At 72.7% G+C, this 23,039-nt stretch carries 17 protein-coding genes; 9 read left to right on the top strand and 8 right to left on the bottom strand.

Annotated features, from left to right (window positions below; genetic code table 11):
* Together ACZ60B_RS38765 and ACZ60B_RS38770 are read left to right on the top strand one after the other, a co-directional pair.
* Positions 1-1,636 (top strand): bifunctional polysaccharide deacetylase/glycosyltransferase family 2 protein (locus tag ACZ60B_RS38765; RefSeq protein WP_469395761.1); only part of this gene is annotated, 1,636 nt, incomplete at its 5' end.
* The gene (locus tag ACZ60B_RS38770; RefSeq protein WP_469395763.1) at positions 1,633-2,928 is read left to right on the top strand and encodes an acyltransferase family protein; all 1,296 of its coding nucleotides are present in this window, start codon (positions 1,633-1,635) and stop codon (positions 2,926-2,928) included. The genes ACZ60B_RS38765 and ACZ60B_RS38770, both read left to right, overlap by 4 nt.
* A gap of 61 nt (positions 2,929-2,989) precedes the next feature.
* Here ACZ60B_RS38770 and ACZ60B_RS38775 read toward each other — a convergent pair whose 3' ends face one another.
* From ACZ60B_RS38775 to ACZ60B_RS38785, 3 genes are all read right to left on the bottom strand, one after another.
* Entirely contained in the window at positions 2,990-4,471 is a 1,482-nt protein-coding gene (locus tag ACZ60B_RS38775; protein WP_469395765.1) for a pyridoxal phosphate-dependent decarboxylase family protein, read from the bottom strand.
* On the bottom strand, positions 4,461-5,939 hold the full coding sequence (locus ACZ60B_RS38780) for an MFS transporter (protein WP_469395767.1): 1,479 nt from the start codon (positions 5,937-5,939) through the stop codon (positions 4,461-4,463). The genes ACZ60B_RS38775 and ACZ60B_RS38780 overlap by 11 nt, the downstream gene beginning before the upstream one ends.
* Positions 5,940-6,507: 568 nt before the next feature.
* Positions 6,508-7,314, bottom strand: coding sequence for a YihY/virulence factor BrkB family protein (locus ACZ60B_RS38785; protein ID WP_469395800.1), 807 nt, complete (start codon positions 7,312-7,314; stop codon positions 6,508-6,510).
* Positions 7,315-8,271: 957 nt separating this feature from the next.
* Between ACZ60B_RS38785 and ACZ60B_RS38790 the strand changes: the two genes are divergently transcribed.
* From ACZ60B_RS38790 to ACZ60B_RS38820, 7 genes are all read left to right on the top strand, one after another.
* Entirely contained in the window at positions 8,272-9,918 is a 1,647-nt protein-coding gene (locus tag ACZ60B_RS38790; RefSeq protein WP_469395769.1) for a sensor histidine kinase, read from the top strand.
* On the top strand, positions 9,915-10,322 hold the full coding sequence (locus ACZ60B_RS38795; RefSeq protein ID WP_152894987.1) for a roadblock/LC7 domain-containing protein: 408 nt from the start codon (positions 9,915-9,917) through the stop codon (positions 10,320-10,322). The genes ACZ60B_RS38790 and ACZ60B_RS38795 overlap by 4 nt, the downstream gene beginning before the upstream one ends.
* Entirely contained in the window at positions 10,319-10,666 is a 348-nt protein-coding gene (locus ACZ60B_RS38800) for a DUF742 domain-containing protein (protein ID WP_469395771.1), read from the top strand. The genes ACZ60B_RS38795 and ACZ60B_RS38800 overlap by 4 nt, the downstream gene beginning before the upstream one ends.
* Positions 10,647-11,276 (top strand): GTP-binding protein, encoded by a 630-nt coding sequence (locus ACZ60B_RS38805; protein ID WP_469395773.1) that lies wholly within the window; start codon positions 10,647-10,649, stop codon positions 11,274-11,276. The genes ACZ60B_RS38800 and ACZ60B_RS38805 overlap by 20 nt, the downstream gene beginning before the upstream one ends.
* On the top strand, positions 11,273-12,496 hold the full coding sequence (locus ACZ60B_RS38810; protein WP_469395775.1) for a cytochrome P450: 1,224 nt from the start codon (positions 11,273-11,275) through the stop codon (positions 12,494-12,496). The genes ACZ60B_RS38805 and ACZ60B_RS38810 overlap by 4 nt, the downstream gene beginning before the upstream one ends.
* Positions 12,493-13,719 carry a cytochrome P450 family protein gene (locus ACZ60B_RS38815; protein ID WP_469395778.1) on the top strand — a complete coding sequence of 409 codons (1,227 nt, stop codon included), beginning with the start codon at positions 12,493-12,495 and terminating at the stop codon, positions 13,717-13,719. The genes ACZ60B_RS38810 and ACZ60B_RS38815 overlap by 4 nt, the downstream gene beginning before the upstream one ends.
* A 204-nt stretch (positions 13,720-13,923) precedes the next feature.
* Positions 13,924-14,637 (top strand): alpha/beta fold hydrolase, encoded by a 714-nt coding sequence (locus tag ACZ60B_RS38820; RefSeq protein WP_469395780.1) that lies wholly within the window; start codon positions 13,924-13,926, stop codon positions 14,635-14,637.
* A gap of 33 nt (positions 14,638-14,670) precedes the next feature.
* Here ACZ60B_RS38820 and ACZ60B_RS38825 read toward each other — a convergent pair whose 3' ends face one another.
* The 5 genes from ACZ60B_RS38825 to ACZ60B_RS38845 all read right to left on the bottom strand — a co-directional run bounded on the left by ACZ60B_RS38825 (position 14,671) and on the right by ACZ60B_RS38845 (position 22,811).
* Positions 14,671-15,645 carry a serine hydrolase domain-containing protein gene (locus tag ACZ60B_RS38825; RefSeq protein ID WP_469395782.1) on the bottom strand — a complete coding sequence of 325 codons (975 nt, stop codon included), beginning with the start codon at positions 15,643-15,645 and terminating at the stop codon, positions 14,671-14,673.
* A gap of 138 nt (positions 15,646-15,783) precedes the next feature.
* The gene (locus ACZ60B_RS38830; protein ID WP_469395784.1) at positions 15,784-17,088 is read right to left on the bottom strand and encodes a ThuA domain-containing protein; all 1,305 of its coding nucleotides are present in this window, start codon (positions 17,086-17,088) and stop codon (positions 15,784-15,786) included.
* A gap of 22 nt (positions 17,089-17,110) precedes the next feature.
* Positions 17,111-19,261, bottom strand: coding sequence for an RICIN domain-containing protein (locus ACZ60B_RS38835; protein ID WP_469395802.1), 2,151 nt, complete (start codon positions 19,259-19,261; stop codon positions 17,111-17,113).
* A 146-nt stretch (positions 19,262-19,407) separates the two neighbouring features.
* Positions 19,408-20,787 (bottom strand): ricin-type beta-trefoil lectin domain protein, encoded by a 1,380-nt coding sequence (locus ACZ60B_RS38840; RefSeq protein WP_469395786.1) that lies wholly within the window; start codon positions 20,785-20,787, stop codon positions 19,408-19,410.
* 224 nt (positions 20,788-21,011) lie between these two features.
* Positions 21,012-22,811: a SulP family inorganic anion transporter gene (locus ACZ60B_RS38845; protein WP_469395788.1), complete on the bottom strand. Its 1,800-nt coding sequence runs from the start codon at positions 22,809-22,811 to the stop codon at positions 21,012-21,014.
* Positions 22,812-23,039: the final 228 nt, after the last annotated feature.

Genomic DNA, 23,039 nt, shown 5'->3' on the forward strand with positions numbered 1-23,039 from the left:
GCCGTACTCGTCGTTCGCCGACGCCATGGACGACAAGTCCTGGCCGGTCACCGAGTACATCGGCTCGCGCGGCTACCTCACCGTCGTCAACGACACCGACAGCGAGGACTGGAAGAAGCCCGGCGTCGACGAGATCATCCGGCGCGCCACGCCCAAGGGCGGCAAGGGCGCGATCGTCCTGATGCACGACTCCGGCGGCGACCGCCACCAGACCGTGCAGGCCCTCGACCGCTTCCTGCCGCAACTCCAGAGCCAGGGCTACGAGTTCGAGAACCTCACCGGCGCCCTCGGCGCGCCGAGCGCCCACACGCCCGTCACCGGGGTCGACCTGTGGAAGGGCAGGACGTGGACCTTCCTGGTGTGGGCCGCCGACGGGATCACCGACGTGCTGGTGGTCGGCCTCGCGGTGATCGGGGTGCTGGTCATCAGCCGGTTCGTGCTCATGCTGCTGCTGTCGGCCCTGCACGTCCGCAAGGTGCGCCGGCGTGACTTCCGCTGGGGCCCGCAGCCGATCACCGAACCGGTGTCGGTGCTGGTCCCGGCGTACAACGAGGCCAAGTGCATCGAGAACACGGTCCGTTCGCTGATGGCGAGCGAGCACCCCATCGAGGTGATCGTCATCGACGACGGCTCCTCCGACGGCACCGCCCGGATCGTGGAGGCCATGGGGCTGCCGAACGTGCGGGTGATCCGTCAGCTCAACGCGGGCAAGCCGGCCGCCCTCAACCGCGGTGTGGCGAACGCCCGGTACGACCTGATCGTGATGATGGACGGCGACACCGTCTTCGAACCGGCCACCGTCCGTGAGCTGGTCCAGCCGTTCGCCGACCCGAAGGTGGGCGCGGTCGCGGGCAACGCCAAGGTCGGCAACCGCAGTTCGCTGATCGGCGCCTGGCAGCACATCGAGTACGTGATGGGCTTCAACCTGGACCGCCGGATGTACGACGTCCTGCGCTGCATGCCCACCATCCCCGGCGCGGTCGGCGCCTTCCGCCGCTCCGCGCTGGAACGCGTCGGCGGCATGAGCGAGGACACGCTCGCCGAGGACACCGACATCACCATGGCCATCCACCGCGACGGCTGGAAGGTCGTCTACACGGAGAAGGCCCGCGCCTGGACCGAGGCCCCGGAGTCGGTCCAGCAGCTGTGGTCCCAGCGCTACCGGTGGTCGTACGGCACCATGCAGGCGATCTGGAAGCACCGCAAGGCGGTCGTCGAACGCGGCCCGTCCGGCCGCTTCGGCCGCGTCGGCCTGCCCTTCGTCTCCCTGTTCATGGTGCTGGCCCCGCTGCTGGCCCCGCTCATCGACGTCTTCCTCCTGTACGGCCTGCTCTTCGGCCCCACCCAGAAGACGATCGTGGCCTGGCTGGGAGTCCTCGCCATCCAGGTGGTGTGCGCGGCCTACGCCTTCCGGCTCGACCGCGAGCCCATGATCCACCTCCTCTCCCTGCCCCTCCAGCAGATCCTCTACCGACAGATCATGTACGTCGTCCTGCTCCAGTCCTGGATCACGGCCCTGACCGGCGGCCGGCTGCGCTGGCAGAAGCTGCGCCGCACCGGCGTCGTGGAGGCGCCCGGCGGCCCGGTGCCGCAGCAACGGACCGGCGACGGAAGCGATCGGAGGCCCGTGGCATGAACCAGGGACCCGTCACCGGGGCCGAGACCGGCCCCGAGCGGACACCGGCCTTCGGTGTCCCCCGGCAGCGGACGGCCGGCACCCTGCCGGAGCCGGCCGCCGCGGCACCGGCACCGGCGCCGCAGACCGTCGCGGCCGGGTCCGGGAAACCGGGGCGCGACCGCTATCTCGACCTGCTGCGCTCGATCGCCCTGGTCCGCGTGGTCGTCTACCACCTGTTCGGCTGGGCCTGGCTGACCGTGCTGTTCCCCTCGATGGGGGTGATGTTCGCGCTGGCGGGCTCGCTGATGGCGCGTTCGCTGAAGCGTCCGGCGGCAGGCGTCATCCGCAGCCGGATCCGACGGCTGCTGCCGCCGCTGTGGGCGTTCAGCGCGATCGCGCTGACGATGATGTTCGCGGGCGGCTGGAACCCGGCGAAGGACCCGGACCTCGGCGGGACCTGGGGCGTCGTCGAGCTGTTCGACTACGTCGTCCCGTTCGGGGCGCCCCCCTTCCCCTGGCACCTCGGATCCCGGTCCGGTCTGCTGGAGGACACCTGGCCGGCCCAGGCGGCGGGCGTGCTCTGGTACCTGCGGGCCTACCTGTGGTTCGTGCTGGCCTCGCCGCTGCTGCTGTGGGCGTTCCGCAAGGCGCCCTGGCCGACGCTGTTCGCGCCGCTCGCCCTGACGGCGGTGGTGGGCACCGGGGTCGTGAAGATACCCGGCGAGACCGGCAACGCGGTCACCGACTTCGCCGTCTACGGCGGCTGCTGGGTGCTGGGCTTCGCCCACTACGAGGGACTGCTCAGCCGGATCCCGCGCTACATCGCGATCTCCTGCTCGTCGCTGCTCATGGCCTTCGGCCTGTGGTGGGCGTCGGGTCATCAGGGACCCGACGGCTGGGACCTCAACGACATCCCGCTGGCCCAGGCGGCCTGGTCGTTCGGGTTCGTGGTGATCCTGCTCCAGTACTCCCCGTCCTGGCAGGAACTGCCCCGTCCGCTGGCCCGCTGGGACAAGCTGATCACCCTGTCCAACAACCGGGCGGTCACGATCTACCTGTGGCACAACCTGCTGATCCTGGCCACCGTCCCGGTCATCGACCTGGCCTACAACCTTCCCTTCATGGAGGGGAAGCAGGCTTCGTCGATCCTCGACTCGACGTACAACCTCTGGATGTTCGTCCTGGTCTGGCCCCTGATCGGGCTGATGATCCTGGCGACCGGCTGGATCGAGGACATCGCGGCGAAGCGGAAGCCGCGGCTGTGGCCGAACGGGCGGAAGCCGAGAGCGGGGCACGCGGCCCGCGGCTGAGCCGGGCCCTCCGGGTCGGCCCGACCCGGAGGGCACCGCAGGCGGTGTTCCCGATGGCGGCTCAGATCCGGAACAGCGACCCCACGAACTCGGTCAGCAACCGCTCCTTGAGCCGCTCCGGCAGCGCGTCCAGCAACGCCAGCACCGGGGCCATCCGGGTCGGCAGCCCGGCCCCCTCGCCGAGACCCGCGAAGGCCAGCACCCCGGCGACCTCCTCGGGCGTCAGGGTGTCCGGGTCCAGCCCGGCCGCGAGTTGCACCAGGCCCGGATCGACGGTCAGCGGTCCGGCTCCGCGGGCCGCCTTCGACGCCGGTCCCAGATCGGCCAACAGCGCCTCGACCCGGTCGCCGGTCGCCGGGGTCAGCGTCAGATGCAGGTTCGGCGGCAGACCGTCGTAGGACAGCTGCGGCTGGAGGTACCAGCCGCGCTCGCGCATCTCGTCCGCGAGGTGCAGGACGAGGGACAGGTCGGGCGCGCCGTCGGCGTCCGTGACGGTGAACGCGACCAGACTGCCCGAGGGGTCGCCCAGGACCCGGATGCCCTCCACCGCCCGCAGCCCCGGTACGAGCCGGTCGGCCGCGTCGGCCACCCGGCGGGCCAGCGCGGTGTACCCGTCGTCGCCGATGTGCCGCAGCACCGCCCACGCCTGGGCCAGGAGCCCCGCGGACTTCGTTCCCTGCACCGTCGGGTTGACCACCGGGTAGCCGGGCCAGCCGGCGTGCGCGAAGTACTGGTGGCGGCGCAGCTCGCCGTCCCGGTACAGCACCACCGAGGCGCCCTTGTCGGCGTACCCGTACTTGTGCAGATCGACGGAGAGCGACGTCACGCCCGGGACCGAGAGGTCGAACGGCGGCACGGTACGGCCGGTGCGGCGCAGGAAGGGCAGGAACCAGCCGCCGATGCACGCGTCCACATGGCACAGCACCCCGCGCCGGGCGGCCGCCGCCGCGATCTCCGCCACCGGATCCATCACCCCGTGCGCGTACGACGGCGCGGACGCCACCACCAGGACGGTACGGTCGGTCAGCGCGGCCTCGACGGCCCCGGCGTCGGCGCGGAAGCTCTCCGGGCGGACCGGCACCACCACGGCCTCCACCCCGAGGTAGTGGGCGGCCTTGTGGAACGCCGCGTGCGCGGTGGAGGGGAGCACCAGCTGGGGACGGGTGACACCGCGCGTCGCCCGGGCGTGGTCCCGCGCGGTCTTCACCGCCAGCAGGATGGACTCGGTGCCGCCGCTGGTGAAGGTGCCCTGCGCGCCCGGGACGCCGAGGAGCGCGGACACCGCCCCCACGACCTCGTTCTCCAGCCGGCCCACACTCGGGAACACGGTCGGGTCCAGGCCGTTGACGGTGGCGAAGGCCCCGTAGGCGGCGCCGGCCAGTTCGTCCAGACCCGGCAGGCCCGCGTCGTACACGTAGGCGAAGGTGTGGCCGCCCCGGGTCGGGGCGTCACCGGCACGCAGCTCCCGCAGTTCGGCCAGCAGCGCCTGCGCGGACCGGCCGTCCGGCAGTGCGGCGGAGGAGGAGGCGGGTTCAGCGGACACGGCGGGTCCCTTTCCGGGCAGTGGCGTTCGGTGTGGGTTCGGTGGGCGTGGTGGGCGGGTCGCCCGGGGCCGGGGCGGAGGCCGCGGCCGACCGGCGTGCGTACACGGCCAGCAGGGCGCAGGCGGCGAGCGAGAGCAGCGCGGGCAGCAGGCTCATCCCGGCGTTGATGCCGACGAGGGCCGCGGCCGGCTGGGCCACCTCCTCGGACGACTCCGAGGAGCGGAAGCCGGTCAGCGCCAGCACCGCGGCGAACACCCCGCTGCCCAGTGCCAGGGCCAGCGTCTCCGCCGCGGTCCACAGGCCGGTGAAGGTGGCGGCCCGGCGTCGCCCGGTCCGTGCCGTGTCCGCGGCCAGGGTGTCCGCGAGCATCGTCAGCGGCAGCAACTGGAGTCCCGCGTAGGCCACTCCGACCAGCGCCACGGCCACGTACCCCACCACGGGGGAGGTGTAGCGGGTCAGGAACACCAGCGCGGCCGCCCCGGTGAACAGCGACGAGGCGCACCACTGCGCGAAGACCGGGCCACGTGCCCGCGCCAGGCGGTTCCACAGCGGCATCATCAGCACCAGCGGGCCGATCATGCAGGCGAACAGCGGGGTGACGGCCTCCGGCGAGCCGACGACGTAGGTGGCGAAGTACTGCACCCCCGCCAGCATCACGCCCACCGCCAGCGCCTGCACCGTCCACATCCCGGCCAGTGCCGTGAAGACGGGGTTGTCGCGGGCGACCGCCAACTGGGCGCGCAGGGACGGCTCCGCCTCGCTGCGCGCCACCGTGGGAGCGCGCCGGACCGCGCGCCAGGCCCCCAGCATGCCCGCGGCCAGCAGGACCGCGACGACCACACCCATGGTTCGGTAGCTGCCGGGGGTGTCGCCGTCGGCGTGGGCGATCGCGGGGGCCAGCGCGCCGGAGAGCAGGATGGCCACGCCGAGGAAGCCCACCCGCCAGGCCAGGACCCGGCCGCGTTCGGCCGGGTCCTCGGTCATCTCGGCCGGCAGGGTCACGTACGGCACCTGGAACACCGCGTACGCCGTCGCCGCGAGCAGGAACAGCACCGCCACATAGCCGGCGGCCCCGATGCCGCGCAGCGGGGGCGCGGCGAAGAGCAGCGCGAACAGCGGCGGCAGGGTGAGCGCGCCGGCCAGCAGGAACGGCCGGCGCGAACCGCCCTGGAGCCTGCTGCGGTCGGCCGCCGCGCCGACCAGGGGGTTGATCAGCACGTCCCAGGCCTTGGGCAGGAACACGGCCGCCCCGGCCAGGGCCGCGGGGACCGCGAGGACGTCCGTCAGGTAGTACAGCAGGATCAGACCCGGCACGGTGCCGAAGGTGCCGGTCGCCAGGGACCCGAGCCCGTAACCGATCCGCACCGAGCGCGGCAGCGGCGGCCCTGCGGCCGGCGTCGCGGGGACGGGCGGGGACGGTTCCCCCGGGGCGGCCGCGGGCGGGCCGGTGGGTCTCGACTCGTGCATGGTCGTCCTGAGCGGTGAGGGGGCGGTGTGCGTGCGGTCGTGCGGACCGCGACGTCCGCGGTGGCGGCCGGGGCGGTCCGCGTCCGGGCGGGGCGGTTCCGCGGGGCCGCCCGGAGGGAACGATTCGCGCCGAGGGGTCAGGACCGACCCGCCGGGAAGGTGTGCCATGAGGCGGACGGCCGGCCCCGGGGAGGAGGGGGAGCGGCCCGGCCGTCAGGACCTCAGGACCGTGCGGACCGGCTGCCGCCGGTACATCGCCGTGGAACCCCGGGCCGGGCACGGCGGGCATACGCCCTCGTCATTCGTGCCGCGTCCTTTCGTCCACTGCTGCGCACGCGGCGAGCATGGATCAGCCGCACCCTCCCTGGCAAGGCCTGTTCACCACACGGTTCGCGCGACTTCCGGCACCATGGACGCGTTCCGTGTCGGCAGGACAGGCCCCCTCACCTAGGTGGCCACCGTCACCGGACCTCCCTCCGCGCCGGGACCGGCGTGGCGGGCATCGCGGCGGTGAAGGAGAAGCGGCCACCGTGGCGATGGGCGCCCCGGCGACGCGTCGTCCGGGGCGCTACGCCGTTTCCGGGCCCGGGGGCACGGCCGACTCCCGGTTCAGCTCGGCGGTGAACTGGGCGCCCGCGAGCAGGGCGAGGTTGGACATCCACAGCCAGATCAGGAACACCACGACGCCCGCGAGGGAACCGTAGAGGCGGCTGTAGGCGCTCATGGCGGAGGCGTAGACGGCGAAGCCCGCCGAGGCGGTGAGCCACAGACCGGCCGCCAGTACGCCGCCCGGCAGACTGTGGCCGCGCCGACGGGCCGAGGCGGGCCCGGTGTGGAAGACGACGACCACCAGGAGCGCCACCAGGCACAGCAGCAGCGGCCAGCGCAGCAGGCCCCACGCCCACGCGGCCATCACGTCGAGACCGAGGAAGCGGCCCGCCGCCTCGGCGACCGGTCCGGTCAGCACCAGCACCAGTGCGCTGACGACGAGCAGTCCGAGCAGCAGCAGCGCGGTGAGCACCGTGCGGTGGGCCCTGCGCCAGGGGGAGCGACGGTCGGCCGTCCCGTGCATCCGGTGCAGGGCGCGGCGGAAGACGGCGAGATAGCTGGAGGCGGACCACAGCGCGCTCACGGTGCCGGCGCACAGCAGTGTCCAGGCCGCCGAGTCGTCCTGCAGCGTCCGGGCCAGCACATCGTGCAGTTCGGCGCCCGACTGGCCGGGCGCGTAGGCCGCGACGTGGGCGATGAACGCCTTGGCCGTGTCGGGGCTGATCAGGCTGAACGCGACGACGGTGACCAGCAGGGCGGGCAGCACCGCGAGGATGGAGTAGTAGGTGAGGGCGGCGGCGTGGTCGGAGACGTCGTCGCGCCACATCGACACCGGCGTGCGGCGCAGGGCGGGCCACCAGTGGGGGGACACCCGAAGGACTTCGGCGACCCGGCGGGCCGGGGCGTGCGGGCGGGGTCCGCGGTCGACCGGGACGGACCTGGACCGGGCGGACACGCGCTTCACGGTGGTGGAGCGGGCGGAGAGCGGGGCGCCGGCGGCCGCCGCCGTCCGTGACCGTCCGCTCCGCCGTGGGGCGGAGGTGTCCTCGTGGGGCGGTGCGGTCGGCCTCGTCATGGCAGGTCCTTTCTCCACGCCGGTGAACCGCTCTCGTGCCGACGGACCCGCTTCGGCTGTGTATGTGACGCGCTTACCCGGAATTTCTCCGTTCAGGCGGCGAGAAGGGAATCCGTCCGACGAAAGGACGAATGCCGTCGGTGCCGTCGGTGCCGTCAACGACGGGGGAATGCCCGAGTGACGGTCCGTATGGCAAGGGGGGTACGCGCGTCGCGTGGTGCGGGTGGAGCACCAGGCGAAATCCGCCGGTCACGGCCCTGGACCGGTGTGTCGCGGCGGGCCGGGCCGGGTGACGTCCCGAGGCGGGTGAGGCGGTCGGGGGGCGACGGCCGGGGAAACTCCCGAGCATCCCGTCCGGCCGGGCGAATCCCGAGCGCGCCGCGCGCGAGGGGATTTCCGTGTTCTCGGCCAGGGGCGTGCAAATCGACAGGATCGGATGAGGAGACGGATGAAGAGCGGGTTGCGGAACGGCTCCCGGCAATTGCGTTCGGCCGTCGGGGGGAGGCGCGGCGAGCAGGGCGGAGGGGGCGGCCGACCGGCGCCGGAGCCTTCCCCGGGTTCCCGAAGGCGAAGCGGAACGCTCTGGACCTCATCGCAAACTCTCGTATAGTGACGCCCAGTTGATCGATCCAAACAGCTTTCTGCGCACATTTTTCCCGAGGACGAGACGAGGGCCGTAGCCGCTGCGGCCGCCCGAGGAACCGATTGATGACCGCGTCCGCTGCCCACGGCGACCGACCCGCCCTCCGCTCCCATCTCTCCGTCGCGCTGCCCACCGCGGCCCTGTCCACCCTCGTCGTCTGCTGCTCCGTCGCGGCGGCCCCGCACTCGGTGCGAGGCCCGCTCGCCTGGGGCGCGAGCGCCGCCGCGGTGCTGCTGTGCGCGGCCGTCACGGTCGCCGCGCACGGGTTACGCTCGGCCCGCGCCGCCCGCACCGCGCTGCGCGCCGCGAACGACGAAGCGCAGCGCGCCCTGCACGAAGGCGCGCGTGCGGCCGAGCAGTGGCGCCGGGAGAACCAGCGGCTCAGCGACGCCGCCGGGCACGAACGCGCCCGGCTGCTGGAGGACTTCGCGCGCGAACGGGTCCGGCTCGCCCAGGCCGGCGAGGCCGAGCGGCACCGCCTGGCCGACGAACTGGCAACGGTCTCCGCGCGGTTGGAGCGAGCCGTCGGCGAACGCGCGGCGGCGATCTCCGCGACCGCCAACGCGGCGGCCCGGATGCAGGCGCTGGCCACCGGTACCCTCGCCGACCTGCGGGCGATGGAGGACCGGCACAGTGACGAGGACGTGCTCGCCGATCTGCTCCACCTGGACCACCGCACCGCGCAGGCGGGCCGTCTGGCGGACTCGATCGCCGTGCTCACGGGCGCCCGTTCCGGTCGGCGCTGGGCACGCCCGATCGCCATGGAGTCCATCCTGCGCGGCGCGATGGGCCGGATCAGCGGCTACCAGCGCATCCGGCTGCACTCGGTGAGCGACAGCGCGGTCGCGGGATTCGCGGCCGAGGGAGTCATGCACGCCCTGGCCGAACTCCTCGACAACGCGGCCAATTTCTCCCCGCCGAACGCCGAGGTCCACGTCTACGTCGAAGAGGTGCCCGCCGGGGTCATCGTCTCCGTCGAGGACAGCGGACTCGTCATGGGTGACGTCCAACTGCGCCGGGCCGAGACGGCCGTGGCCGGTGACGCGGCCGAACTGGGCGGTCTCACCGGTACCCGGCTGGGCCTCGCCGTCGTCGGCCGGCTCGCCCGCAAGCACGGTCTGAAGGTCTCCTTCCGGCCCTCCGCGCGCGGCGGCACCGGTGTCCTGATGCTCATCCCGCAGGACATCCTCACCGCCGCCCCCGCCGAACCCCGCTCCGCCGCGTCCGGCGCGTCCCGGCCCGTGGCCGCCCCCGCAGCGCAGCGTCCCCCGGCCACCTCCGCCCGGGGCGCGCTCGACCCCACCGCCGCGGGCACCGCCGCACCCTCCGCCCCCCTCGCCGCCTCCGCGGCCTCTCCGGCGGACGCCGTACCGGAGGAGAGCGGTGACGGCGTGGACGACGAGGCGGGACAGGGTCTTTCCGGTCTGCCCAAGCGTCGCCGGGGCCGTACCCTCGCCGCCGCCGAACGGGCCCGCTCCACCACCCCGGACCCCGAGCGCCGTACGGAGTCCGCCGCGGACATCCGGTCCAAGGCCGCCCGCTTCGGCAGCTTCCGCGAGGCCGTCCGCGCCGGCACCGAGGACACGACCGGGCGGTACCCGCTGCCGCCGGCCCCCGACGAGCGGCGGACCGCCGCGCCCGCCCCGCCCGAGGCGGCATCCGACACCCCCTCCCACTCGCACGCGTATCCGGAAGGCGACACCACCTCATGACCGGCACGACCACCGCCGACGAGAAGCTCACCTGGCTCATCGAGGGGCTCCTGGAGCGCACCCCCGGCGCCCGGCACGCGCTCGTGCTCTCCCGCGACGGACTGAAGCTCTGCCGCACCAAGGAGCTGACGGTCGATCAGGCCGACCACCTCGCCGCCATCGCCTCCGGTCTCCAGGCGCTCTCGCACGGCGCCTCGGTGGAGTTCGGCGACGGCAGCGGCGGGGTGCGCTCGTCGATGACCGAGTTCTACGGCGGGACCCTCTTCATCGTCGAGGCCGGCGAGGGCGCGCACCTGGCCGTGGTGACCACCGAGGACGCCGACGCGGGACTGATCGGACACAACATGAGCGAGCTCGTGGAACAGCTCGGCGAGCACCTGACGGCCCCGCCGCGCACCGCATGAGCCGCCCCGGCAGGGACGACAGCCCCGACCGCCTCTACACCCTCACCGGAGGGCGCAGCGGGGCCGGACCGGACAGCCCGTTCGATCTGGTCACGCTGGTGGTGGCCGAGTGCGAACCGTCCCCCGGCATGCAGTCGGAGCACGCCGCGATCCTGCGGACGACCCGGTCGCCCACCGCGGTGGTGGAGGTCGCCGCGGACCTCGGCCTCCCCGTGAGCATCACCAAGATCCTGCTGTCCGACCTGCTGGCGACGGGCCGCGTGAGCGCCCGCCACCCCCGCACGTCGGCCCTTCCCGACCCCGACATCCTGGAGCAGGTGCTCGTTGGACTCCGCAACATCTGACGCCCGCACCCCGCTGGGTGCCACCGCCGACAACGGTCTGAAGATCGTGATCGTGGGCGGGTTCGGCGTCGGCAAGACGACCATGGTCCGCTCGGTGAGCGAGATCCGTCCCCTCAACACCGAGGAGACGATGACCCGGGCCGGCGAGTCGGTGGACGACGTCAGCGAGGTGCGCGGCAAGACCGCCACCACGGTGGCCTTCGACTTCGGCCGCATCACCCTCGACGCGCGCAACGTCCTCTACCTGTTCGGCGCGCCGGGGCAGGAGCGCTTCTGGTTCCTGTGGGACCGGCTGTTCTCCGGCACGCTGGGCGCGGTCGTCCTGGTCGACACCCGCCGCATCGACGACTCCTGGTACGCGATCGACCGCCTCGAACAGCACGGCACGCCGTTCATCGTGGCCTGCAACGACTTCGGGGGCTCCGATCGCCACTCGCACGACGCCGTCCGCGAGGCGCTCGACCTCGATCCCGAGGTGCCGCTGATCGACTGCGACGCCCGCTCGCGGGAGTCCAGCAAGGACGTCCTGATCACCCTGGTCCAGCACATCAAGAACAGCTACGCCGGGCAGTCGGCCCGGACCGCCGCGCCTCCACGGGAGTTCGTGTGACCACCGACGCCGTACCGCTCAGCGGCTCCCGATTCCAGACCGAACCCGCCCTGCTCTACCGGGAGATGCGACGCGACCACGGTGCCGTCACCCCGGTGCTGCTGGACGGCGACGTCCCCGCGTGGCTGGTGCTCGGCTACCGCGAACTGCACCAGGTGACCGGTGACCCGGTCCTCTTCAGCCGCGACTCGGAACTGTGGAGCCAGTGGGACGCCGTCCCCGCCGACTGGCCCCTGTTGCCCATGATCGGCCGCAAGCAGCCGTCCATCCTCTACACCGTCGGCGAACGTCACCGCGAACGCGCCGCCATGATCAGCAACGCGCTGGAGGGCACCGACCCGTTCGAACTGCGCCGCCACGCCGAGCGGTTCGCCGACGAACTGATCGACTCCGTCTGCACCGTGGGCGAGGCCGACCTCATCGGCCAGTACGCCATGCTGCTGCCGGTGCGCGTCCTGGCCCGGCTGTACGGCTTCTCCGACGAGGACGGCCCCGGACTGGTCACCGCCCTCAACGACATGATCGACGGGCGGGAGCGGGCCCTGGCCGGCCAGATCCATCTGGCCACCTCCATGACCGAGTTGGTGGCCGGGCGCCGGGCCGCGCCCGCCCGGGACGTCGTCTCCCGGATGCTGGCGGACGACAGCGGCTTCACCGACGAGGAGATCACCCAGGACCTCATGGTGATGATGGCCGCCGGGCACCAGCCGACCGCCGACTGGATCGGCAACTCGCTGCGTCTGATGCTCACCGACACCCGCTTCGCCGCCTCGCTCTTCGGCGGTCGCCACAGCGTCGCCGAGGCCATGAACGAGGTGCTCTGGGAGGACACCCCCACCCAGAACGTGGCCGGCCGCTGGGCCTCCCGCGACACCCACCTCGGCGGGCGCCGGATCCGCGCCGGGGACCTGCTGCTGCTCGGCCTCCAGGCGGCCAACTCCGACCCGCAGGTGCGCACCGACGCCTCCGCCCTCACCGGCGGCAACAACGCGCACTTCTCGTTCGGGCACGGCGAGCACCGCTGCCCGTTCCCCGCCCAGGAGGTCGCCGAGGTGATCGCCCGCACGGGCATCGAGGTGGTCCTGGACCGGCTGCCCGACATCGACCTGACGGTTCCGGCCGAGCGCCTGAGCCGTCGACCCTCGCCGTGGCTGCGCGGGCTGACCGAACTGCCCGTGCGCTTCACACCCACCCCTGCCCTGGGAGGCAACCGACCATGACGTCCGGCACCGAAGCAGCACGGATCGCGCTCGATCCGTTCGTCACCGATCTGGACGGCGAGAGCGCGAAGCTGCGCGCCGCCGGTCCGCTGGTGGCGGTCGAACTCCCGGGCGGGGTTCCCGTGTGGGCCGTCACCCACCATGCCGAGGCGAAGGCGCTCCTGACCGACCCCCGGCTGGTCAAGGACATCGATGTGTGGGGTGCCTGGCAGCGCGGCGAGATCCCGCCGGACTGGCCGCTGATCGGCCTGGCCAACCCGGGCCGCTCCATGCTGACCGTGGACGGCGCCGACCACCGCCGGATGCGCACCCTCGTCGCCCAGGCCCTGACCCCGCGCCGGGTGGAGGCGATGCGGGACCGGATCGCGCAGCTCACCGAGGAGCTGCTCGACCGGCTGCCCGCGGACGCGGATGTCGTCGACCTCAAGGCGGCCTTCGCCTACCCGCTGCCCATGTACGTCATAGCGGACCTCATGGGCATCGAGGAGGACCGGCTGCCCCGGCTGAAGGAGCTGTTCGAGAAGTTCTTCTCGACCCAGACCGCGCCCGAGGACGTCCTCGCGACCCTCGTCGAACTGGCCGGCATCATGGCCGAGACGGTCGCCGCGAAGCGGGCGGAACCCGGTGACGACCTCACCAGCGCCCTCGTCCTCGCCTCCGAGGACGGCGACCGGCTCACCAACGAGGAGATCGTCTCCACGCTCCAGCTGATGGTCGCGGCCGGGCACGAGACCACCATCTCGCTCATCGTCAACGCGGTCGTCAACCTCTCCACCCACCCCGAGCAGCGCGACCTGGTGCTGTCCGGCACGGTGGACTGGTCGGCGGTGGTCGAGGAGACGCTGCGCTGGTCGACCCCGACCTCGCACGTCCTGATCCGCTTCGCGACCGAGGACGTGACCGTCGGCGACCGGGTCCTCCCGGCCGGGGACGCGCTCATCGTGTCGTACGGCGCGCTGGGCCGCGACGAGGCCGCGCACGGTCCGACGGCCGGGGAGTTCGACATCACCCGCGAGACACGTACCCGCCACATCTCCTTCGGGCACGGCCCGCACGTGTGCCCGGGGGCGGCGCTGTCCCGGCTGGAGGCCGGGGTGGCACTGCCGGCGCTGTACGCTCGCTTCCCGCGGCTGGAGCTCGCGGTGCCGGCGTCGGCCCTGCGCAACAAGCCGGTGGTGACCCAGAACGACCTGTTCGAACTGCCGGTGCGGCTGACCGTCTGACGCCCGGCCGGACGGTCCGACATCCGGCCGTGGCCTCGTCATGAGGGTCACGGCCGCACGGACGGACCGTAGCGGTCGGGGCGGGCCCGGGACTCCCGGACCCGCCCGCCGTCCGGCCGGGCCGCCGGGTCTCCGGCGACGAATGATCGGTGAGCGATCCGCTGATCCGGGCGTCGGCGCACGCCCGGCGGGCGAGGAGGACGGATGACCGGGCACGACCACACACCCGCCCCCGGCGCGGCGGATCCGCGCACCGCGCTGGTGGCCCGCCGGGCCCCGGCCACGGCGCGTGCCGCGGTGCTGTTCCTGCACGGCGGCCGGGCCGACGGCCGGACCCGGTCCCGGCCCTGGCACCTGGCGGCGGTACGGATGCGGCCGTTCACCGGGGCCGTGTCCGCCGCGCTGTCCGACGACGACGTCTTCCTGGGAGAGGTGCGCTACCGGGTCCGCGGCTGGAACGGCGCGGACGCCGATCCGCTGCGGGACGCCCGGCGGGCGCTCGACGAACTGGCCGGCCTCGTCGGCGACGTCCCGGTGGTCCTCGTGGGCCACTCGATGGGCGGCCGCGCGGCCCTGCGCGCCGCGGCCGCGCCGCAGGTCCGGGCCGTGCTGGCGCTGGCCCCCTGGTGCCCGGACGGCGAACCGGTGACCCAGCTGCGCGGCAAGGACGTGTTCGTGCTGCACGGCGACCGCGACCGCACCACCGACCCGCACGCGTCGGTGGCGTACGTGCGCCGGGCCCGCGAGGCGGGCGCGCGGGCGGGCGTCGTGCTGGTGACCGACGGCGACCACGCCATGCTCCGCCGGGGCGGCAGCTGGCACCGCGCGGCGGGTTCGGCGGTGGCCGCGCTGCTGTCGCCCGGCGACCCCGCCCCGCTGGCCGCCGCCTTCTCGGCGGCCGGACCGGGCGTCCTGTAGCCGACGGCCGCCCCGCCGGACCGCCCCTGAAACTCAGGCGGCGAAGCCCTCGACCGCCTCGGCGAGGTCGTCCCCGGTCAGGGGCTGTTGCACCGTGCTGAGCAGTCGGGCCAGGGCGGGCAGGGCGGTCTCCTGGCCGGCGAGGGCCACGCTCACGTGGTCCCGGTCCGGGACGAGGACCATCGCGGCCCGGTAGCCGGGCAGCCGCCCGTTGAGATACATCTGACCCGAGGGACCCAGGGCCCAGCCCAGCCCGTAGGCCATGGGGTCGTCGGTCCGGGTGCGCGCACGGCGGACCTCGTCCCGCAGGGCCCGGTCGGCGAGGAGGGCCTCGCCGGCGGTCAGGAGGTCCGACACCGACGACCACAGGCCCCCGCTGGGCCGCCGGGTGCGCGGATAGCCGAACGGCGGGACCTCGGTCGTGCCGTTCCACCCGGTGACGGACCCAGCCGGGGCCGCGAAACCGGTCCGTTCGAGGCCCCACGGGTCCAGGACGCCCGTCTTCAGCGCGCTCTCGTACGTCGTGCCGCTCAGGGCCGCGAGGACCGCGCCGGCCATGAAGTAGTTGCCGTTGTAGTAAGCCCACCGCTCGCCGGGCTCCCGCTCGTTCCCGGCGCGGACCACGAGCCGGGCGGCCTCCAGCAGCGCGCCGTCACCGTCCCCCAGCGCCCGCGCGGTTGCCGCGTCCACCGATGCGCGCAGACCGGAGACCTGCCCCAGGACCTGCTCGACGGTGAGACCCGCGTCGGCCCGCCAGTCCGGCGCGAGTCGGGGAAGCAGTTCGACGACGGGCGTGTCCAGCGGGACGCCCTTGTCCCGCAGTACGCGGACCAGCGCCGCGCAGGTGAAGACCTTCGTCAGCGACGCGATACGGAAACACGATCCCGCCGTCGCCGCGACCGGCCCCCGGCCGGCCGTCGTGCGCGCGCCCGCCGCCGACACGCCCGCCACCACGGCCGGGACGTCGCGAAGACCGGCCTGTTCGTCCATCAGATCCTGAAGTTCCACGGTGCGCATGGTAGTTACGGCGTCGCGCACGGTCGGAGGCGGTGGCCCCGGTGGCACTTCGCGGCGTACACGCGGAACGTCCGGTCGCGACCGCGACCGGACGTTCCACCGGCCCTGTCCAGGCTCAGGTGGGCAGGGTCAGGGCTGTGCCGTCAGGGTGAAGCGCTGCGCGGCGGTGCCGTCGCAGGCGCGCTGGGTGAGCTGCACGCTGTTCGCCGTGCCGCCCGCCGCGGTCAGGCACTTGCCGCTGTGCCGGGCCGTGAAGCGGTAGTGCCCGGGGCTCTCCTCGACCGGCAGCCACTGCTGGTTCTGTCCGCCTCCGTAACTCCACAGTTGCAGCGGTGCGTTGTCTGCGGTGGAGACGCCGGTCACGTCGATGACCTGCGCGGGGTTGGCGCGTACGCCGACCTGTCGGTAGCCGCTGTCGGTCGGGCGGAACCGGAACTGCTGTGCCTGCGTGCCGTTGCAGGCGTACTGCTGGATCGCGGTCCCGTTCGCCGTGGCGGCCGAACGGGCGTCCACGCAGGTGCCGTTGCCGTCGTTCGTCAGTGAGTACCAGGCCGTCTCGGAGATCGGGCCGGTCGGCGGGGTCGTGCCGTCGGCCCCGCCCAGCCACTTCAGCCCGTCCAGCAGGAACCGGTTCTGTGTCGCGCTCGCGAACGTCGACGACAGCCGGGTGTTCGACGCGTAGTCCATCGCGTTGTGACCGAAGTTCGCGTACAGCATCCGGTACTTCGTGTTGGTCCACAGGATCGGGTAGTAGCCGCTGTACCAGCTCTGGGCGGGGTCCGTGCCCAGCGGGAAGCTGCTGGGGTCGACGGAGGCCAGGATCCTGATGTCCGGGTTCTGCCGCAGGTCGTTGGACCAGCTGTACCACTCGCTGACCGCCGAGGTGAACGTGGCCGGCAGGTTCCTGGTGGACGGGTGGGCGCGGTCCTCGACCTTCAGGACGGCCGAGGTCGGTCCCCAGGTGTTGGAGCGGAAGTCCCCGCTGCCGAGGAACTGGTCGTGGTACCAGGGCCAGTCGGCCGCGTCGGTGGTGAAGGCCGAGACATGGAAGCCCAGCCAGGCACCGCCGCCGCGCATGTACCGCTCGAAGCCGCTGCGCTGCGCGGCCGTCTGCGGCAGGTCGTCGAGGAACAGGACGACCTGGTAGGCGTCGACACCGCCGTTGGCGAGCAGGTTCCAGTCGGTGCTGGCGGTGTAGGTGAAGCCGTTCGCCGCGGCCTGCCGCGGGAACCAGTCGTCGGCCTCCTTGTCGAAGTCGATGTGCGCCGCGTCCCAGGTGCCGCTGTAGAGCGCGAGCACCTTGAACGGGGCCGCCGCCGTGTCCGCCCGGGCGGCGGGCGGCGCGACGAGGGCGAGCAGCGCCGCCAGCAGCAGGACGATCCGCAGCGCGGTGCGTGCCGCACCGGACGTGTGGGTGTTCACCGAGGTGTTCATCGGCCGGTCCTCTCCGCGCGGGTCACGGGTAGCTGACGAGGTTGGCGACGTTGGTGGCGGAGTTGGACGGCCCGCCCCGGTCGTTGACGACGTGCCGGATCGTGCCGGTGCCGCCCAGGGAGACCGTCACCATGTCCTTGAACCGCACGTTCGCGTTGTTCGGGGCCTCGACGGCGCGTTCGGCGGCGACGGCGGGGTTGACGTTGAAGTAGCAGTAGCTGCCGAAGCCGTAGACCTGATGGCTCGTCACCGAGTTCGCCACCTTGTAGGCGGCGTAGCCCTGCGTGGAACCGTTCGTCCAGGCGGCCTGGTTGGGCGGGTCGTACGGCATCTCGTTCTGGTAGAAGTACGTGCGGCCGCCGTTGCCGTTCCAGACCGTCTGGTACTTCTGGTAGTGCTCGACGAACAGGCCGTACATCGTCACGTCGTCGCCGTTGACGACCAGCCCGGTGTCGGCGGTGTTGCTGGTCCAGCCCACTCCGCTGCCGTGGTCGGCGCGCCACAGCCACAGGTGGTCGCCGATGACGTCGTCGCTGTTGATCGTCAGGCTGGTGGTCGCCCGGCCGACGCCCGCGCCGCCGATCCGGAAGAACACGTCGTGCAGCGCGCTGGGGTCGGCGCTGTGGTCGGCGGCCGAACCGCTCGGGCCCATCTCCATGAGCTGCGCGGAGTCGGTGGTCCCGGCGTCGATCAGCAGCCCGGCGAGCTGGACGCCGCCGACGTCGGCGACGGACACCGCGGTGATCCCGTTGTCGGGGACGAGCGTCGCGAGGCCCAGTCCCAGGACGACCGTGTCGGCCCGGGTCACCTTCAGGGTCTGGTCGAGGTGGTAGACCCCCGGCGTCACCAGCAGGTTCTTGCCCTGGGCGAGCGCGTCGTCCATCTGCGCGGCGGTGGCGCCCGGCTTGACGACGAAGAAGTCGCTCAGGGGCAGCGAGGTGCCCGCCGGGGTGCCGGCGCTCCAGGTCGTGCCGCTGCTGTCCGTACGCGCCGAGGGCACGAACACCTTCCAGGCGCCCGCCGTGTCGACGTACAGGAAGGGCTTCTCACGGGTGACCGGCGCCTGTGCGACGGTGGTGTACGGAGGGCTGGGGAAGGTGTTCGCGGGCGCGTTCCTCGCGCCGACGAAGACCATGTTCCAGTTGGATCCGGTCCAGCCGCCCCACTCGGTGTTCCGCGACAGCCACTGCTGCTGCGAGCCCGAACCGACCTGCCCGTCGATCTTCGTGTCGGCCATGTAGCCGCCGCTGGACCAACCGCCGTCGTCCAGGGCGAGGTTGCCGCGCAGATGCATCCGCCGGTACGGGGCCGCCTGCGACACCGCCCAGCGGTCCGCGCCGCCCGTCGGGGTCACCGACAGGTTCTCCGCCGACCGCCAGAAGTTCTGGGTGGCGTTGCCCTGGAACCAGTCGGCCTCGGCGTGCACGGAACCGCGGATGTTCACGTCGTCGGGGGAGAGGCCGAGCCCCGCGACCTGTGTGTAGAAGCCGACGTTTGCGTTGGCGTCGTAGGTGCCGGGCTTGAACAGGAAGGCCTTGCGGGCGGTGCCGAACTGGTTGGTCTCCTGCTGCGCGAAGGCCGCGTCGAGGCTGCTCTGGACGGTGGCCGCGGGTGTCGACGGATCGAAGACGGTGACGTTCGGGCCGAGGTCCGGGGTGCCGGGCGGTGGCGTCGCGTCGACGGGGGCTACGTAGAAGGACTGGGCCGCCGTGCCGTTGCACGTGTACTGCTGGAGCTGCACGCTGTCCGCGGTGGACGCGCTCGGCACGTCGAGGCACTTGCCGCTGTTGCGGTTCACGAAGCGGTAGGCGCCGCTCGGCTCCACCACGGCCTGCCACTGCTGGTTGGCGCCGCCGCCGTACGTCCACAGCTGTACCGGCGCGCTGTCGGCCGTCGAGACGCCGGTGACGTCCCAGGCCTTGGTGGCGTCGGTGCGGTTGTCCACCCGGGCGTACCCGCCGGAGGTGGCCGTCACCCGCCACTGCTGGGCCTGGCTGCCGTTGCACGCGTACTGCTGGACCACGGTCCCGTCCGCGGTCCCGGCCGCGCGGGCGTCGACGCACTTGCCGCTGCCCGCGTTGACGACGGTGGCCCAGCCGGTGGGCGGTGCGGCGGCCGCGGCGGACGCCCGGTCCTGCGCGGCGAACGTCAGACAGGACACCGTCGCCGCCATGACGGCGACCACGGACAGCGTCCTCGGCGTCCGGGGACGGCCGGACGAGGGTCTGCTGGATCTGGACACAGGAACTCTCCTGGAACGGTGGGGGGTTGGCATCGCGGATCGGCCCGGACGAGGTGGGGCCCGGGTGGCGCGGAAGGTCAGCCGGTGTACTTCGCGAGGACGCGGGTGTAGTCCCAGTTCTGCTGGCCCACCCCGGAGCAGCTGTCGGCGACGCCGCCGGTGCAGGGACGGTCGCGGTTGACCGACCAGAACGTCAGCCGGGCCAGGTGGTGTTGCTGCGCGTAGCCGAGGATCGCCTGGAAGTCGGCGACGGTCACCGTCTCGTTCTGGTCGGTGATCCCGTTCATGGAGGAGATGCCCATGTCGCGGTACGCCTGGTCGTCGCTGTAGCCGTACGCGTTCCTGAGTGCCGTCCTGAGGCCCTCCGCGGCCCGCTGGGTGAGCGTGCCCATGTTCTGTCCGGCGCCGCCGAAGTCGAACGGCATGATCGTCCAGCTGTCCACGGTCAGCCCGGACGCCGCGGCCCGGTTGATCAGACCGGTGTCGGGGCCGTTCTGCCCGGTGCCGATGGTGACGTACACCTTGAGGCCCGGGTTATTGGCCTTGACCGTCTTCAGCGCGTCCACGGTGCGCTGCTGGACCGTCGCGCTGCTGTAGGCGTCGGCCTCGATGTCGATGTCGATCGCCTTGAGACCGTAGGCGTCGACGACCTTCTGGTACGCGGCCGCCAGCTCCCCGGCGCTCGAACAGGAACTCTCCAGCTTGTTGCCGCTGTAGCCGCCGAACGACGGGATGACGTCACCGCCGCCCGCGCGCACGGCGGTCACCGTCTGCTGGTCGACGCCGCCGGTCAGGGGGCGGCTGCCGTCCCACTGCGGGTTGCAGTAGCCGTTGCTGAGCACGAACGCCAGCGTGAACCACTTGACGCCGGTGGCGTTCATGACGGTGGTGGGACTGGGCGGGTTTCCCCACCCGTTGTACAGGTACGGCGCGACGGCCATCGGAGCGGCGGGTGTCGTGCCGCCGCCGGCCGCGGGCGCGGTCCACTTCTGGTTGGCGCCGCCGGTGCAGGTCCAGAGCTGGATCGGGGTGGCGTTCGCGGAGGTGTTGCCCGTGACGTCCGCGCACTTGTCGGCCTGCGGGTTGACGAGGTCGCGGGCCGCGGAGACCGTCCATCTCTGGTTGGCGCCGCCGGTGCAGTCCCACAGTTGGAGCCTGGCCCCGTTTGCGGTCGAATTGCCGGTGACGTCAAGGCACTTGCCGAGCGCCCGGACCGTCCCGTCGGTGCCGACCGTCCACTGCTGGGCGGCGGTGCCGTTGCAGTCGTAGAGCTGTACGGCCGTACCGTTCGCCGGGTTCGCACCGGCCACGTCGAGGCACTTGCCCGCGAGGCCGGTGATCGTGCCGGTGGCGGCCGAGGCGGGGGGTGCGCCCAGGGCGCCGGCCGCGAGTGCGAGCAGAGCGGTGGTGAGGGTGCCGCGTAACACGCGTGAGCGTGCCGGGAGTCGTCTGGTCATCAGGGAGTCACAGTCTTCCGCTGGAGGCTGATGGTGGGGGGTGTTCACATCCGTGAATGGTGAGCGCATTCGTGGAACCGCGGTGCTCGGGAACCTAAAGGTCTGAACCACAGTCGTCAAGCTGTGAAGCAACTGTGCTTCGAAATTCGCCCATGTCCGCGATGAGTTGAACGCGGGCAGGCCCGATCGACCCGCCGGGCACGGGGAGTTGAAGCGGCGGTCGATCAACCGGTGGACGGTTCGGGGGCGCCGGGCGGCGGTTCGGGGTCGGACGGCGCCGGTCCGTCGGCGGCGGGCGGTGCCCATTGCGCGTCGGTGCTCAGCCGGAAGGCGGTGACGGCGGCCTCCACGGTGGGGAAGAAGTGACGCGGGTCGATCGTGCGGGTGAGCCCGTACTGTTCGATCTTGCGTCGCACGGGGTCCTTCAGCTCGGCGAACACCAGATGGACGTGCTCGGCGTTGAGCGCCACGTCCAGTTCCTGGAGGACGTCGGCGGCGGTGGTGTCCACGTCCGTCATCGGCTCCGCCGCGATCACGATCCAGCGCGGCCGCGGCTCGGCGCGTGCCATCCGCCGGATCGCGTCGCGGAAGGTCCGGGCGTTGGCGAAGAACAGCGGCGCGTCGAACCGGTAGATCACCAGCCCGGGGAGCCGGCCCGCGTCCGGGTAGGAACGGACGTCGTGGTAGCCCTCCAGCCCCTCCACCCGGCCCAGCACGGTGTTGTACGGCCACCAGGCGCGCCGGAAGACGTTCAGGACGGACAGCGCCACGGCGACGGCGATCCCCGGCAGGACGCCGATCAGCGCCACGCCGAGGAAGGCCGCGACCGACAGCAGGAACTCCGTCCTGCGCTGCCGCCACAGCCGTACCGTCCCCGGCACGTCGGCCAGGGACAGCGACGCGGTGATGACGACGGCGGCGAGGGCCGGCTGGGGAAGGTTGCGGAACATGCCCGGGACCAGCACGAGCATGAGGACGATGAGCGCCGCCCCCACCAGGCCGGTGAGCTGGCTCCTGGCACCGGCCCGCTCCGCCACCGCCGTACGCGATCCGCTGGTGCTGACCGGGAAGCCCTGGAAGAGACCGGCCGCCAGGTTGGCCGCCCCCACCCCGGCCATCTCCTGGTTGCCCCGGACCTCCTGCCCGGTACGGGCGGCGAACGCCGACGCGTTGGAGATCGTGTCGGCCAGCGACACCAGGGCGATGCCCAGCGCGCCGCCGAACAGCGGCAGCAGGTCGGCGAGTCGGACCTTGGGGATGGTGAACGGCGGGAAACCGGCGGGCAGTTCGCCGACCAGGTCGACGCCGTGTTCGCCGAGGTGGAGGAGCGCGGTGGCGGCGATCGCGAGGACCACCATCACGAGCACCGCGGGGACCTTCGGCACCAGCCGTTGCAGCACCAGGATCACCAGGATCCCGCAGATCCCGACCGCGGCCGCGGCCGGCACCACCGCTCCCTCGGCCAGCTTCCGCACCAGTCCGACGCACTCCCCGATCAGGGTGTCCGCCTCGACCTTGAACCCGAGCAGTTTGGGCAGTTGGCCGATCAGGATGGTGAGGGCGAGGCCGTTCATGTAGCCGATCATCGTCGGCTTGGAGATCAGGTCCGCGATGAAGCCCAGCTTCGCCACCGACGCCAGGATCATGATCGCCGCCACCATCAGCGCGAGCACCGAGGCGAGCGCGACCGCCCGGTCGGGATCCCCGCCCGCCGCCACCAGGGGCAGCACGGTGGCGGCGATCATCGGCCCCAGCGAGGAGTCCGGGCCGAGGACCAGAATGCGCGAAGGGCCGCACACCGCGTAGCCGATCAGGCAGAGGATCGTCGTGTACAGGCCGGTGATGCTCGGCAGGCCCGCCAGCTCGGCGTACGCCATGCCCTGCGGCACCAGCAGCGTGGTCAGGACGACGCCCGCGACCAGGTCCTTGACCAGCCACTCGCGCCGGTACGACGACAGGGCACGGATCCCGGGAACGGCGCGCAGCCGGGACGCGACCGTGCGACCGCCCTGCCGGTGGGTCACGGACCGTCCCTTCGCCTCGCCAGGATCCGCCTCGCCCGGATCCGCCCCGAGCGGATGTGCTCCGCCAGGATCCGCCTCGCCCGGATCCCCTCCGTCCGGATCCCCTCCGTCCGGTTCCGACCCGCTCGGATCCAACCCGTGCGGATGTGCTCCGTCAGGATCCAACCCGTCCGGAGGTGCGCCGCCGGGACGCGTTCCGTCAGGATCCGCCTCGTCCGGATCCGGCGC

The sequence above is a fragment of the Streptomyces sp. NPDC104096 genome, from assembly GCF_055584385.1.